Below are 14667 nucleotides of genomic sequence, written 5' to 3' on the forward strand. Positions count from 1 at the left end.
GACCCTGCTCCTCCAGACTGTTTCACTCTCAAACCCAACGGAGGGATTGTCGTGGCCATTTCCAGAAGGTCGATGCTGCGTGGTGCGGCCGGTGCCGCGTTCGCGGTTGGTGCCGTCGGTGCTCTGCCCGCTGTCGCGTCCGCTGATGATGCCGGGCGCGGTGGTCATGGCGGGCTTCGGGTGCGGAAGGACAAGATCAGCATTCAGCTGTGGACGGTGCGGAACGCGCTCGCGGCCGATCTCGAGGGCACGCTCGACGCGTTGGCCGACATCGGTTACCGCAAGGTCGAGTTGGCCGGGCTCCACGGCCGGTCCGCCACGGAGTTCCGGAAGATTCTCGACCGACGCCACATTCGGGCGACCTCCACGCACGTCGGGATCGACGGGGTCGACCTCAACCAGGCCATCGCCGACGCGAAGATCCTCGGCAACAAGCGGAGCAACGTGGCGTGGGCCAACTTCCCGACGATCGCCGAGTGGGAGGCGTTCGCCGACCGGCTCGAAGCGGCCGGCAAGGTGTACCGGCGGGCCGGGATCGGCTTCGGGTACCACAACCACAACCAGGAGTTCCAGTCCATCGGCGGGGTGCGGCCGTACGACGTGCTCACCCGCAGGACCACGCGGCGGAACGTCAGCTTCGAGATCGACCTGTACTGGGCGGTCACCGGTGGCACCGATCCCGTCCGGGAGTTCTACAAGCTCGCCGGTCGGGTCAAGCAGTACCACGTGAAGGATCGGAAGCCGGACGGTGGCTTCGCCGACCTCGGCGAGGGCACCATTGACTTCCGACGGATCTTCCGCGCCACCTGGCCTCTCGAGGTCGAGGAGTACATCGTGGAGAACGACGAACCGGTCGATGCGCTCAAGTGTGCTGAAACCGGTTACAACTATCTCGCCAACCTGCGGTTCTAGACGTGTCCGTGCGGCCGGTCTCCGATCGGCCGCACCGGCCCTAGACTCGACCTCGGAGGTGTTGACCATGCCGCTGGTGGCCGGAGTCGACTCGTCGACCCAGTCCTGCAAGGTGGTTGTGCGTGACGCTGAGTCCGGCGCCCTGGTGCGCAGCGGATCGGCCTCGCACCCGGACGGGACCGAGGTGGCCCCCTCGGCGTGGTGGTCCGCGCTGCGGTCGGCCATCGACCATGCCGGCGGCATCGACGATGTCGCCGCCGTGTCGGTCGCCGGCCAGCAGCACGGCATGGTGTGCCTCACCGACACAGGCGAGGTCGTGCGGCCCGCGTTGCTGTGGAACGACACTCGTTCCGCCCAGGCCGCCGCGGATCTCGTCCACGAGCTGGGCGGCGCCTCGGCGTGGGCCGAAGCGGTGGGCATGGTGCCGGTCGCGTCCATGACCGTCGCCAAGCTGCGGTGGCTCCGCGACCACGAGCCGGAGTCGGTCGCCCGCACGGCCGCCGTGTGTCTGCCGCACGACTACCTGACCTGGCGCCTGTCAGGCGGCTCGCTCGACCGGTTGACCACCGACCGGGGCGACGCGTCCGGCACGGCCTACTTCTCCGCCGCGACCGGCACCTACCGGACCGACCTGCTCGAACTCGCGCTCGGCGCCATCCCGGCGCTGCCACGCGTGCTCGGCCCGTCGGACGACTCCGGCCGCACCCCCGCCGGGGCGCTCCTGGGCGCCGGCACGGGCGACAACATGGCGGCCGCGCTCGGCGTCGGTGCCGAACCCGGTGACGTGGTCGTGTCCATCGGCACCTCCGGCACCGCGTTCGCCGTCGCCGACAAGCCGAGCGCCGACGCCAGCGGTCTGGTCGCCGGGTTCGCCGACGCGACCGGCAGGTTCCTCCCGCTGGTGTGCACCCTCAACGCGGCCCGCGTGCTCGACGCGGTCGCCCGCATGCTCGGCGTGGACCACGAGCGGTTCGCGGAGTTGGCCCTGTCCGCGCCACCGGGCGCCGACGGCCTCACGCTCGTTCCGTACCTGGAAGGCGAGCGCACCCCGAACCTGCCCGAAGCGACCGGCGCGCTACACGGGCTCCGCCTCGCGAACGCGACCCCCGCACACCAGGCCCGCGCGGCCGTCGAGGGCATGCTGTGCGGGTTGGCCGACGCCTTGGACGCCCTTGTGGCGCAAGGAGTCCGCACCGACCGCGTGCTGCTCGTTGGCGGCGGTGCCCGGTCAGCGGCCGTTCGCCGCATCGCTCCGACCGTGCTCGGTCGCCCGGTTCTGGTGCCCGAACCGGGTGAGTACGTCGCCGACGGCGCCGCCCGCCAGGCCGCGTGGACCCTCGCCGGCGGGGAGTCCCCGCCGAGCTGGCGGCTGGGCGCGATGCAGCGCGTGTCCGGTGACCCGACACCCGGGCTGCGCGAGCGCTACGCGGAGGCCCGCGGCAGGATTCTGGACCGCCCGGCATGAGCTTGCGCACGCATCCTTGTGGGATCAGCGGACCCGATGCGCCGATCAACGAGGTTCCCGACGAACCCGGGGGAGCGGTTTCGCAGGGTGCCGCCATCGTCGCAGCCGGTCCTGTTCCTGCTGCCGGGGATCGGGGTCGCCTGAGCTGAGCGCATCGCGCCTGCTAGAACTGGTCGCAGCGACGGGCTGACCATGGCCTGGCCGACCCGAGGGAGATCGTTCTCGTGGAGTTCGTCCGCCTCCTCCTGGTTTTCCTGCACCTGCTCGGCATGGCGCTGCTGGTAGGGATGTTCCTCGTCCAGCGCCGCGCCCCCGCGGATGCGCCGCTGAACCCCGGCTGGCTGCACATCGCCGCACTGCAGCTCATCACCGGCCTTGCGTTGCAGTTGCTCGCCCCGGCCACGGACGCCGAGTACAACGGCATGAAGCTCGGCATCAAGACGTTGGTCCTGCTGGTGATCGGCGGGCTCGCGCTGACCTACGTGATCCGTCGCGTGCCGGCGCCGAAGTGGCTACCTCCTTCGTTGGTCGGGTTGGTGGTCGTGAACGTGGGTATCGCGGTCTTCTGGACCTGAGCTATGTGCGGGGCCGGGACAAACCTGGCCCCGCACAACGTCATTCCGCTTCGCCTCGCAGGATTCCGAGAACTTCGGACATCTGACTTTCGAGGTTGTCGAGCCGAGCATCGACCTTCGCTTCGAGCGAGTTCACCTTGCCGTGGAGTGTGTTGAACTTGTCATCGAATTTGCTTTCCAGCGCCTTGAACTTGTGGTCGAACTTTATTTCGAGTGCGCCGAACTTCGTGTCGAGGCCGTCGACTTTGTGTTCGAGGGTGTCGAACTTGCGGACGAGGCTGTCCACTCGAATGTCGAGTCGGACCACGTCCGCGCGGATGCCGTGGACACTCTCGGTGAGACCGGCTATCTGCGTGGTGATGCCGGCGACCTGTTGGGAGTGGCCGCCAACCTGAATGGTGAGGTTGGAAACCTTGGCGTTCGTGTCCTTGATGTAGTCGTCGGTCTTGTCGAAGCGTTTGTAAACCTCCTCCAGGTCGTGCTGGTTCTGGTGGAACTGGCGGTCGTGTTCTGCGTTTGCTGCTCGGGCGATCATGGATCGGATCCTAACTTCGGAGAGTGTGCGAACGGATGCGTCACGTTGTGGTCGGTAGGGTCGTTACCCTTGATTGATTCTTGAGTTCGGGGAAAGGTGTTTGCGCATGTCAGCCACGCGGGAGTTCGATATCGTGCTCTTCGGGGCCACCGGGTTCACCGGGCGCCTCACGGCCGAGTACCTCGCCCTGAATGCGCCCAGTGGTTGCCGGTGGGCGATCGCCGGTCGGTCCCGGGAGAAGCTCGTGGCAGTGCGGGAGCGACTCGCCGAAATCAACCCATCGTGTGCGGACCTGGAGCTGCTCGTCGCCGACGTGACCGACCGCGCGTCACTGCGGGCCGTCGCGTCGCGGGCTCGGGTGGTCGTCACCACCGTCGGGCCCTATCTCCGTTACGGGGAACCACTTGTCGCGGTATGCGCCGAGGTCGGGACCGACTACCTCGACCTCACCGGGGAGCCCGAGTTCGTCGATCGGATGTACCTCGCTCACCACGACACCGCCGTGACAAGCGGGGCCCGAATCGTGCACTGTGCCGGTTTCGACTCCATTCCTTATGACCTGGGGGCGTTGTTCACCGTCCAGCAGCTCCCCGAGGGCGTACCGCTGTCCGTGCAGGGATACGTCTCCGCATCCGGGACTGTCTCGGCCGGGACCTACCACTCCGCCATCACCGCCTTCTCCCGGTTTCGCGAGATGGCGGCCGTCGGCAAGCAGCGGCGACACACCGAGCCCCGTTCGGAAGGGCGCAGGGTAAAGGGCGTGCGTGGACGGCCGCGGTTCGAGAAGACCGTGGACGCGTGGGTGTTGCCCATGCCGACGATCGACCCGATCGTGGTGTTGCGCTCGGCGCGAGCCATCGACCGGTACGGACCGGCGTTCAGCTACAGCCACTACCTCGCGGTCAAGAAGCTGCCCGTGGCCGCCGCGATCGTTGGCGGCGTCGGTGCCGCGGCGGTGCTCGCGCAGGTGCCACCCACCCGGCGTTGGCTGCTCGGTCGCATGACCTCAGGAGAGGGGCCTACGCGGGAACAACGGGACAAGGCCTGGTTTCGGGTGCGGTTCGTCGGCGAGGGTGGTGGCCGGCGCGTGGTCACGGAGGTGTCCGGGGGCGACCCCGGTTACGAGGAGACCGCGAAGATGCTGTCGGAGTCGGCGCTCTGCCTCGCGTTCGACGATCTGCCGAAGACAGCGGGGCAGGTGACCACCGCGGTCGCCATGGGGAACAGGTTGATCGACCGCCTGGTACGGGCCGGGTTGACGTTTCGGGTCGTGGAGTAGGGCGCGTGGTGTGCATAGGTCGATCGTGCCCCGGATCGGCCGTGGCGTGGAGCGGCGACAGTGAAACTGTGGACAACCTGGGCGGCTGTGGACAACTGGCCCGTTTGAGGGGCGCGAATCCTCGAACTGTCGGTGTCGTCTGGTAGGGCGCATGAGAGGCTGCCTCGCGTGCGTGTACTGAGGGCGCTCGTCAGCGTGGTCCTCGCCGGGGGCTTCTTCACAGGGATGGCCGCACCGGCTGACGCCCAGGCGCAACCGCCCAAACTCGACGTCGCGCGGGCGCTCGACGCGCTCGCCGACCAGCGGATCTACCGCGCACCAGGGGCTGTGGCCTACCTGGACGAGAGTCAGGTGCTTCCCGCGATGGACGACGACACCCGGGTGCTCGTCGCGCCGTACTCCGGTCCGTTGGACGAGGGCAACAACTATGTCGACGGCGACGCCCACTACGAGCAGGTCGGCAAACCCCTCGATGACTGGGCGACCGAGCAGGGCGTGCACCTGATCTTCGTCGAGGGGATCAAGGTCACCCTCTACGGCGAGCCAGGGGCGGGCGTCGGGCCGTCCACCATCCCCGAGCTGCGGCAGGTCACCGCCTACCTGGACGTTTCAGAGGCCGTGATCTTCGCGGCCCGGTACGCCGCCGGCATCAGCCGGGACGAGGTCGGCGATTTCGACTACCCCGTCGTCGATCCGGTGCCACCCACCGCCGCGCAGGTGGACGACCTCGTCGCGAGGCTGACCGCCGACCGGGTGTACAACGCGCCAGGACGGGAGGACCCGATCGACCCGCGGATGGCTCAGCTCGCCCAAGAGGAAAACGGCATCCCGGTGCGGATAGCGGCCTTTCCCCTCCGTCCACCGGGCGAGCCGCTCGTCGACTACGCTCCTGAGCTGCTCAAACGCTTTCCTGGCGAGGTCGTGATGGTCGCCCATGGACGCTGGCTCGACGTGGCCGTCGCGGACCAGGCAAAGGCCGACTCGGCTCGTGACTACGCCTACGGCCGGTACGAGTACGCCAGCTTCAGTCAGGGCAGCCCCATGCAGGATCGCGTCGGCACGGTGCTCGACCGGCTCGAGGTCCTGCTCAAGGGCACCGCCTACGGGCGGCCGCAGCCCCAGCCGCAACCGCGCCCGCAGCCCTACGACGTGCGGCGGACGATCAGCGACCTCACGCCGTGGGTGCTGATCGGCGCGGCACTCGTGCTCGGCGGAGCCGGTCTCTACACGTGGCGGCGTGGGCACGCCGACCGCGCGGACGCCGAACGCCGGGCGATGCGCAGGGAGAGCGCGGCGGCCATGGCGAAGATCGGGGAGTTGGGCGCCCAGCTGCTGGCCGTGGAGGAACGCGGCGACAGTGTCAACGCGGCGGCCGCGGAGCGGCACGCGACCGCCCACGCTCTCTACGACCAGGCCCTGACCTCGGCGGCCATGATCGAGGTCGCCGCCGTCGCCGACGAGGGAATCGCGGCGGGGGTGATGTCGTGATGGCCGGCGCCGGGAAGTGGTTCGGGGTGCCTCGCTGGATGGTTGTCGCGGTCGGCGTGGCAGTTCTGCTTGCCTACGGCACGTTCGGGCGGTCCGTCGAGCAGCCGGCGCCGGTCTCCGCGCAGGTCCGGACCATTGTGGACGGTCTGCGGACCACGTCGGTGTACGAGGCGCCCGGGGCGCCCGGCAAGATCGACGCCGCGAGGGCGCGACAGCTCATCGGCGACCGGCCGATCGTGTTGGTACTCCTCGGGACCGAGCCGTTGCCACCATCGGATGACGAGTTCACCCAGCCAGGGCAGGACCTGTGCGAGCAGATCGCGGCCGTCGTGACCACCTCGCTCGTCATCGTCTACGCCATCGAGAAGGACGGTCGGTACGGGCCGTCCTACTGCGTCGGGCCCGAGTTCTCCAACCCCCAGAACCCGGTCGACGCCGGTAACTACGACTTCCAGCTGATCGCCAGAGCGGAAGTGGCCTGGCAGTACCGGGTGACCGAGGCCGACCTGTTCCCCCAGGTCGAGGAGTTCGTCTTCGCGTTCGACGAGCAGGCGGCCCAGGATTACCCGAACGGGGTACCGCGCCGGGCGCCCGTGATCCCGCCGCCGCCCACGCCGGACACGCTGCAGACCTGGCAGATCATCCTCTCGCTCGCCGGGATCCTGGTCGGCACGATCGCTCTGTTCGTCGCGTTGCGGCTCGTCGGGCGGCTGGTCGTCAGGCGTGGCGCGCGGGACGCCGAGACCAGGCACCGGAGCGAGGCGACCAGTGCGCGGCTGAACAAGCTCGCCGACCGCATCCTGCACCCGCCCGCACCGAAGGACGCGGCCGACGCTCGCCGGCAGGCCGATCTCGCCGGCGAGTACGTGCTGGTCCTCGGCGAGTTCGAGGCGGCGACCACCCCCGCCGGGCTCGCCGGGGTGAACGAACGGCTCGACGAGCTGGAGGAGGCGGCGACGTGATCTGGGTATGGGTCGGGATCGCCGTCGCGCTGGTCGGGGCCGGGGCGCTGGTGCCGGTGCTCGCCGGCCGCGACAAACGCCTGAGCAGCAACGACGAGGCCGTGGCCGCCAGGTCCCGCTACCACCAGTTGGGTCATTACGTCGAGGACGTCGAGCACCTCGACGACGCGCAGGCCGCCGCGCTCATGCGGACCGCGCGGGAGCGGTACCACACGGCCGGCGCCACGCTCGCCCGCGCGACCAGCGAGGAGGACTTCCTCCTGGCCATGCGGGTCGCGGAGGAGGGGCTCTCGGCAGTGTCGGAGGCGTACCGGAGAATCGGGCGAACCGGGCCGCGGATCAAGAAACGTAAACGTCACAATTGACCACATCGCACGTGGTTGATCACGGTCGGTATGGCATGAGGGACCACTCAAGGAACGATTGGGTCACGCGCTGAACGCGGCGGTGGCGCTTTCGCGCCCGCGGAGTACGGTTCCGCGAATGAAGTTGGCGTCCGGCGGCACATCGCCGGGCGCGTGGGAACGCGGAGGGAGAAAGCCTTGCGCTTCAAGCGGGGAGTCGCGGTCACCGCGATCGCGCTGACCAGCGTGCTGTCCGTGGTCGGTTGTGCGAAGGATACGGGGTCCTCGAACAACTCGTCGGGTAGCGACAGTAGTGCCCAGGGTTGCAAGACCGTGGACAAGCCGGCGGCGGCGACGAGTGAGACGACGTCGACCGAGGCCGGTGCGTCGGTGGACGGCAGCGCCCTGAACGTGGGCCTGGCGTTCGACATCGGTGGCCGCGGTGACGCTTCGTTCAACGACTCCGCGGCGGCGGGCCTGGACAAGGCCATCGCCGAGATCGGGGTCAAGAAGGAGAACACCAAGGAGCTCAGCGCCAGCGACCAGGAGAGCGAGGACCAGAAGCTGACCCGCCTCCGCCAGTTGGCGCAGGAGGGCCGCAACCCGATCGTCGCGGTCGGCTTCGCCTACTCCGACGCGGCCGCCAAGGTCGCCGCCGAGTTCCCGAACCAGCAGTTCGCCGTGGTCGACGGCTTCGTCGAGAACGCGCCGACGAACCTCAAGTTCCTCGGCTTCGCCGAGAACGAGGGCTCCTTCCTCGTCGGTGTCATCGCCGCGCTGAAGAGCAAGTCCTGCACCATCGGCTTCGTCGGCGGCGTGAACGTGCCGCTGATCCAGAAGTTCCAGGCCGGCTTCCTGCAGGGTGTGAAGACCGTGGCGCCGGACGCCAAGGTCGTCTCGAAGTACATCACCGAGGCGGGCGACCTGACCGGCTTCGCCGACCCGCCGAAGGGCGAGGTCGCCGCGAAGGGCCTGATCGACCAGGGCGCGGACGTCGTCTACCACGCGGCGGGCGCGTCCGGTAAGGGTGTGTTCGCGGCCGCCAAGAAGGCGAACGTCGAGGCCATCGGCGTCGACTCCGACCAGTACAACCAGAAGACGGTCGCCGAGTACAAGGACGTCATCATCTCGTCCATGCTCAAGCGCGTCGACGTCGCGGTGTTCGACTACATTTCGCTCGCCGCGTCGAACAACCTCGCCGCCCTGCCTCCGGTCTTCGACCTGAAGGTCGACGGCGTCGGCTACTCGACGTCCGGCGGCAAGATCGACGCCAACGTCCAGGAATGGGTCGACGCGTACAAGCAGCAGATCATCGAGGGCAAGATCAAGGTCGACACCGAACCCAGTAGCTGAGGTTCGGACTGACACCCGTGGGTGTGCGGCCACAACGCCGTGCGCCCACGGGTTCTTTCCTGTGGAGGAAGGTCTCATGACCGACACCGAGGTCGCGGCGTCACCCGCGGTCGTCCTCACCGGCATCACCAAGCGGTTCCCGGGCGTCGTCGCCAACAGCGACGTGCACCTGAAGGTCCGCGCCGGCGAGGTGCACGCGCTGTGTGGTGAGAACGGCGCCGGCAAGTCCACTCTGATGAAGATCCTCTACGGGATGCAGCCCCCCGACGAGGGCACCATCGAGGTGAACGGCGAGCAGGTCAACTTCAAGTCGCCGTCGGACGCCATCCGCGCCGGCATCGGCATGGTCCATCAGCACTTCATGCTGGCCGACAACCTGACCGTGCTCGAGAACGTCGTGCTGGGCGCCGAAGGCCGCCACGGCATCGGCAACGGGGCCAAGCGGCGGATCCGCGAGCTGGCCGGCTCGGTCGGGCTCGACCTCGACCCGTCGACGCTGGTGGAACGGCTCGGTGTGGCCGACCGGCAGCGGGTGGAGATCCTCAAGGTCCTCTACCGCGGCGCCAAGATCATCATCCTCGACGAGCCGACCGCCGTGCTCGTCCCGCAGGAGGTCGACGAGCTGTTCGCCACGCTGCGCACGATGCGCGCGGACGGCTACACCTTCCTGTTCATCTCCCACAAGCTCGACGAGGTCCGCGCCATCGCGGACTCGATCACCGTGATCCGGCGCGGCACCACGATCGGCACGGTCGAACCCACCTCGGTCACCACCCGCCAGCTCGCCGAGATGATGGTCGGCTCCGAGCTGCCCAGCCCGGAAACCCGCACGTCCACGGTCACCGACACCGAGATCCTGCGGATCGAGGACCTCACCCTCGAGACGAGCGACGGCCGCCGCCTGCTCGACGGGCTGGACCTGGTGGTCCGCTCGGGCGAGGTGGTCGGCATCGCCGGCGTCGAAGGCAACGGTCAGACCGAGCTGGTCGAGACGATCATGGGCATCCGCAAGGCCGCCGGCGGTCGGATCCTGCTCGCCGACCGCAACCTGACCAAGGCGAGCACGATCGCCCGCCGTGAGGCCGGCATCGGCTACATCCCCGAGGACCGTACCCGCCACGGCCTGCTGCTCACCGAGCCGCTGTGGAAGAACCGGATCCTGGGCTACCAGACCAGACATCCGACCGCGCGTGGCGCGTTCCTGGACATCGCGGGCGCCCGCAAGGACACGCAGCGGATCGTCGAGGAGTTCGACGTCCGCACCCCCGGCATCGATGTCGCCGCAGCCTCGCTGTCCGGCGGCAACCAGCAGAAACTGGTCATCGGCCGGGAGTTGTCCGGCGAACCAATGCTGCTGATCGCGTCGCACCCGACCCGTGGTGTCGACGTCGGCGCGCAGGCCGCCATCTGGGACCACATCCGCAACGCGCGGGCGGCGGGACTCGCCGTGCTGCTGGTCTCCGCCGACCTCGACGAGCTGATCGGACTGTCCGACTCGATCAAGGTCATGCTGCGGGGCCGGTTCGTCGCGGACGCCGACCCGGCCACTGTCACGCCAGAGGACCTCGGCAGCGCGATGACCGGCGCTGGACAGGTCGACGAGTCAGGTCTTCTTGTGACTGGAGGTGACCAGTGAACGCTCGCTTGCGCTCTTCACTGCTGGCGCCCGTTCTCGCGGTCGTGGTCGCCGCCGGGCTCTGCGCGATCGTGCTGCTCCTGTCCGGGGCGAACCCGGCCAGCGCGCTCGGCGCGATGATCGGACAGGTCGGCGAGGGCCAGGTCGCCGTCGACATCGTGAACTCGACGGCCATCTACATGCTGGCCGCGCTGGCCGCAGCCATCGGGTTCCACATGAACCTGCTGAACATCGGGATCGAGGGCCAGTACCGGGTCGGCGCGCTGGTCGCGGCCATCGTCGGTGGCGCGATCGTGCTGCCGCCCGTGCTGCACTGGCTGGTGATCCTCCTGGTCGCGGCCATCGCCGGCGCGGCGTGGGCCACCCTGCCGGCCATCCTCAAGGTCACGCGCGGGGTGCACGAGGTGCTCTCCACGATCATGATGAACGCGATCGCCTTCGGGCTCGCCGCGTTCCTGATCCGCCGCGACCAGTTCGGCATCCTCATCGGCAACAACGTCTCCACCGAGCCGATCGCCGAGTCCGGCCAGGTGCCCGGCATCGACCTCGGCAGCCGCGGCACGATCTTCGGGCTGGTGTTCCTGGCAGTCGTCGCGGCCGGCGTGTACGGGGTCGTGATGAACCGGACCCGGTTCGGGTTCGAACTCAAGGCTTCCGGGCTGTCGCCCACCGCGGCTGCCGCAGGCGGCGTCAACGCCAAGAAGATGATCGTGGTGTCGCTGCTCGTGTCGGGCGCGGTCGCCGGTCTGGTCGGCATGCCCGAGATCCTCGGCCGCGACCACGCCTACACGCTGAACTTCGCGTCCGGCTACGGCTTCGCGGGGATCGGCATCGCGCTGCTCGGCCGCAACCACCCGGTGGGCATCGCGTTCGGGTCGCTGCTGTGGGCGTTCCTGGAGAAGGCGAAGGGCGCGCTGGACAACGAGGGCGTGCCGAGAGAGATCGCGACGATCATGCAGGGGTCGATCGTGCTGTCGGTGGTCGTCGCGTACGAGATCGTGAAGCGGATGGACCTGGCAGCTGAGCAGCGGCGGGTCGGTAGGGCCACGGGTACCGCGGTTGAGCCGGAGGCGGTCAAATGAGCATGGTTGATGTGCAGCCCAGCGCGGCTGGCATGACGATGACGCCGCCGCCGCGTAAGCGGGTGCTGCCTGGCTGGGCGATCTTCGCGATCGGTGTGGTCGCGGTGGTCGGCGTGCTCGCCACCACCTCGTACCTGACCGGGCAGCCGGCACTGACGTCGACCTCGACGATGCAGAACACGATCACCCTCGGTCTGCCGATCCTCCTGTGTGGTCTCGGCGGCATCTGGGCGGAACGCTCCGGGATGATCAACATTGGGCTCGAGGGCATGATGATCCTCGGCACCTGGGGCGCGGCGTTCGGCGGCTACCACTGGGGTCCGTGGGTGGCGGTGCTGTCCGGGATGATCTTCGGCGCCGTGGGTGGTGCGCTGCACGCGGTCGCGACCGTGACGTTCGGCGTCAACCACATCGTGTCCGGTGTCGCGATCAACCTGCTCGGCGCCGGCGTCGCGAAGTACCTCTCGACGCTGATCTTCGCGCCGATCTCGGACAACCCTCGGGACTCGCCGCCGATCGAGCAGTTCGACACGTACTCCGCGCCCGGCCTGTCCGACTGGCTGGGTGACCTTGAACGCGAGCAGCGCGTGGTGATCTCCGACATCGCCGGCCTCCTGCGCGGGTTGGTGACCGGGGTGTCGCCGACGCTGATCATCGGGATCCTGCTGGTGATCCTGACCTACGTCGTGCTGTGGCGAACGCGGTTCGGGCTGCGGCTGCGGTCGTGTGGCGAGAACCCGAAGGCGGCCGAGTCGCTCGGCGTGAACGTGTACTTCTACAAGTACGTCGCGGTGATCGCGTCGGGTGCGCTGGCGGGCATCGGCGGCGCCGCGCTGGTGCTCGGCTCCAGCCCGTCGATCTACCAGGAGGGCCAGACCGCCAACCGCGGGTTCATCGGCCTCGCCGCGATGATCTTCGGCAACTGGCGGCCGGGTGGCACGTTGGCCGGCGCCGGGCTGTTCGGCTACGCGGACGGGCTGCGGCTGTCCGCGACCCCGGAGGCCGTGCACGCGCTGCTGTACGCGGCGGTGATCTCGGCCGGGCTGCTGGTGATCTGGCAGCTGTTCCGTCGCAAGTGGACGACGGCGGCCCTCGCCGCGGTGGGCGCGGTCGGCGTGTACGCGCTCTACTTCGCGACCGACGAGCTGCCGCAGGAGTTCCTGCCGTACATGCCGCACATCATCACGCTGATCGTGCTGGCACTGGCCGCGCAGCGACTACGACCGCCCGCCGCGGACGGCGTACCGTACCGGCGAGGTGAGGGTGACTGAGGACCGTGAACATCGTGCCTGATTGGGACAAGTTACGGGCCGCCGCGGTCGAGGCGGCCCAGTTGGCTTACTGCCCGTACTCCGGCTTACAGGTCGGGGCCGCGGCGCTGGTGGACGACGGCCGGCTCGTGACCGGCTGCAATGTCGAGAACGCCGCGTACGGGGTCGGCTTGTGCGCGGAGTGCACGATGGCGGGGCAGCTGCGGCTGTCCGGCGGTGGGCGTCTTGTCGCGGTGGCGTGCCGTAGCGGGGCCGGCGAGCTGCTGACCCCGTGCGGCCGGTGCCGGCAGATCCTGTTCGAGCTCGGTGGACCGGACTGCCTGGTGGACATGCCGGGCGGTCCGGTGCCGATGTCGCAGGTCCTTCCGCACGCGTTCGGCCCGGCGCAACTACCGTGACGGCGTGAAACACACGGCTGTCGACGTCATCCGCGCAAAGCGGGACGGTGAAATCCTCTCGGACGAGCAGATCGACTGGGTGATCGCCGCGTACACGCGCGGTGAGGTGGCCGACGAGCAGATGTCCGCGCTGGCCATGGCGGTGTTCCTGAACGGCCTCACGTCAGCCGAGACGGCGCGCTGGACCCAGGCGATGATCGACTCGGGTGAGCGGCTGTCGTGGCCGGTGTCGACGGTCGACAAGCACTCGACCGGTGGGGTGGGTGACAAGATCACGTTGCCGCTCGCGCCGCTGGTCGCCGCCTGTGGAGTGGCCGTGCCGCAGCTGTCTGGCCGTGGGCTTGGTCACACGGGCGGCACGCTGGACAAGCTGGAGTCCATCCCCGGCTGGCGGGCATCGCTGTCGTCCGCCGAGATCCGCGACCAGCTGCTGTCGGTCGGGGCGGTGATCTGCGCACCGACCGAGGGGTTGGCGCCTGCGGACCGGAAGCTCTACGCGCTGCGGGACGTGACCGCGACCGTGGAGTGCGTGCCGCTGATCGCGTCGTCGATCATGTCGAAGAAGATCGCCGAGGGCGCCGGGGCGCTGGTGCTGGACGTGAAGGTAGGCTCCGGGGCGTTCATGAAGTCGCTGCCCGCGGCGCGGGAGTTGGCATCGGCGCTGGTCGAGCTGGGTGTGGCGCACGGGCAGAAGGTGGCGGCGCTGCTGACGGACATGTCGGTGCCGCTGGGCCGCGCGGTGGGGAACGCGGTCGAGGTGGCGGAGGCCGTGGACGTGCTGCAGGGCGGCGGACCGGCGGACGTGGTCTCGCTGACGGTCGCCCTGGCCGCCGAGATGCTGTCGCTGGCGGGCGTGTCGGCGGACCCGGCGGCGGTGTTGGCGTCGGGTGAGGCGTTCGAGACGTGGTGCCGGATGATCACGGCGCAGGACGGTGACCCTTCGGCGGCGTTACCGTCCCCGAAGCACGTGCACGTGGTGGAGGCGCCGCGCGGCGGCGTGCTGAGCCGGTTGGACGCGTTGGGCGTCGGGGTGGCGGCGTGGCGCCTTGGCGCGGGCCGCGCACGCAAGGAGGACCCGGTCCAGGCGGCGGCGGGGATTCTGTGCCACGCGAAACCGGGCGAGAGGGTAACGGCGGGTCAGCCACTGCTGGAACTGCACACCGACACCCCGGACGCGGTGGAAGGCGCACTAGCGGCCCTGACCGACGCGTACGAAATCACGGAAGAAGCCCCAGCGAAAACCCCGCTGATATTGGACACAATTCGCGGCTGAGGCCGGCCTCCGGCCCCCCGAATCCCAGCGTACCGGCGCCCACCGACAATTCCGGCCGCCGCCCGCCGAGCTATCCACAACCCCCGCGTGTCCA

At 69.1% G+C, this 14667-nt stretch carries 14 protein-coding genes; 13 read left to right on the top strand and 1 reads right to left on the bottom strand.

The window, feature by feature from the left end:
• The first annotated feature begins 72 nt into the window (after positions 1 to 72).
• The 3 genes from VF106_RS36255 to VF106_RS36265 all read left to right on the top strand — a co-directional run bounded on the left by VF106_RS36255 (position 73) and on the right by VF106_RS36265 (position 2952).
• On the top strand, positions 73 to 912 hold the full coding sequence (locus VF106_RS36255; protein WP_330844528.1) for a sugar phosphate isomerase/epimerase family protein: 840 nt from the start codon (positions 73 to 75) through the stop codon (positions 910 to 912).
• Between the two features lie 67 nt (positions 913 to 979).
• The gene (gene xylB / locus VF106_RS36260) at positions 980 to 2377 is read left to right on the top strand and encodes a xylulokinase (protein WP_330844466.1); all 1398 of its coding nucleotides are present in this window, start codon (positions 980 to 982) and stop codon (positions 2375 to 2377) included.
• 224 nt (positions 2378 to 2601) lie between these two features.
• On the top strand, positions 2602 to 2952 hold the full coding sequence (locus tag VF106_RS36265; RefSeq protein WP_330844467.1) for a hypothetical protein: 351 nt from the start codon (positions 2602 to 2604) through the stop codon (positions 2950 to 2952).
• A 40-nt stretch (positions 2953 to 2992) separates the two neighbouring features.
• Here the strand turns inward: VF106_RS36265 and VF106_RS36270 are convergent, their stop codons facing one another.
• Entirely contained in the window at positions 2993 to 3487 is a 495-nt protein-coding gene (locus VF106_RS36270) for a hypothetical protein (RefSeq protein ID WP_330844468.1), read from the bottom strand.
• A gap of 106 nt (positions 3488 to 3593) precedes the next feature.
• Between VF106_RS36270 and VF106_RS36275 the strand changes: the two genes are divergently transcribed.
• The 10 genes from VF106_RS36275 to VF106_RS36320 all read left to right on the top strand — a co-directional run bounded on the left by VF106_RS36275 (position 3594) and on the right by VF106_RS36320 (position 14573).
• Positions 3594 to 4766, top strand: a complete 1173-nt coding sequence (locus VF106_RS36275; RefSeq protein WP_330844469.1) for a saccharopine dehydrogenase family protein — start codon at positions 3594 to 3596, stop codon at positions 4764 to 4766.
• 168 nt (positions 4767 to 4934) lie between these two features.
• Positions 4935 to 6254, top strand: a complete 1320-nt coding sequence (locus VF106_RS36280; protein WP_330844470.1) for a hypothetical protein — start codon at positions 4935 to 4937, stop codon at positions 6252 to 6254.
• Between the two features lie 56 nt (positions 6255 to 6310).
• The gene (locus VF106_RS36285) at positions 6311 to 7216 is read left to right on the top strand and encodes a hypothetical protein (protein WP_330844471.1); all 906 of its coding nucleotides are present in this window, start codon (positions 6311 to 6313) and stop codon (positions 7214 to 7216) included.
• Entirely contained in the window at positions 7213 to 7581 is a 369-nt protein-coding gene (locus tag VF106_RS36290) for a hypothetical protein (protein ID WP_330844472.1), read from the top strand. The genes VF106_RS36285 and VF106_RS36290 overlap by 4 nt, the downstream gene beginning before the upstream one ends.
• Before the next feature lie 177 nt (positions 7582 to 7758).
• The gene (locus tag VF106_RS36295; RefSeq protein ID WP_330844473.1) at positions 7759 to 8913 is read left to right on the top strand and encodes a BMP family lipoprotein; all 1155 of its coding nucleotides are present in this window, start codon (positions 7759 to 7761) and stop codon (positions 8911 to 8913) included.
• Positions 8914 to 8989: 76 nt separating this feature from the next.
• Positions 8990 to 10549: an ABC transporter ATP-binding protein gene (locus tag VF106_RS36300; protein WP_330844474.1), complete on the top strand. Its 1560-nt coding sequence runs from the start codon at positions 8990 to 8992 to the stop codon at positions 10547 to 10549.
• Positions 10546 to 11631, top strand: coding sequence for an ABC transporter permease (locus tag VF106_RS36305; protein ID WP_330844475.1), 1086 nt, complete (start codon positions 10546 to 10548; stop codon positions 11629 to 11631). Before VF106_RS36300 ends, VF106_RS36305 begins: the two co-directional genes overlap by 4 nt.
• Positions 11628 to 12902, top strand: a complete 1275-nt coding sequence (locus tag VF106_RS36310) for an ABC transporter permease (RefSeq protein ID WP_330844476.1) — start codon at positions 11628 to 11630, stop codon at positions 12900 to 12902. The genes VF106_RS36305 and VF106_RS36310 overlap by 4 nt, the downstream gene beginning before the upstream one ends.
• Positions 12903 to 12913: 11 nt before the next feature.
• Entirely contained in the window at positions 12914 to 13300 is a 387-nt protein-coding gene (locus VF106_RS36315; protein ID WP_330844529.1) for a cytidine deaminase, read from the top strand.
• Positions 13301 to 13304: 4 nt separating this feature from the next.
• Positions 13305 to 14573, top strand: coding sequence for a thymidine phosphorylase (locus VF106_RS36320; protein ID WP_330844477.1), 1269 nt, complete (start codon positions 13305 to 13307; stop codon positions 14571 to 14573).
• The last annotated feature ends 94 nt before the right edge of the window (positions 14574 to 14667 follow it).

Origin of the sequence: Actinophytocola sp. (genome assembly GCF_036378875.1) — a bacterium.
Taxonomy (GTDB): domain Bacteria; phylum Actinomycetota; class Actinomycetes; order Mycobacteriales; family Pseudonocardiaceae; genus Actinophytocola.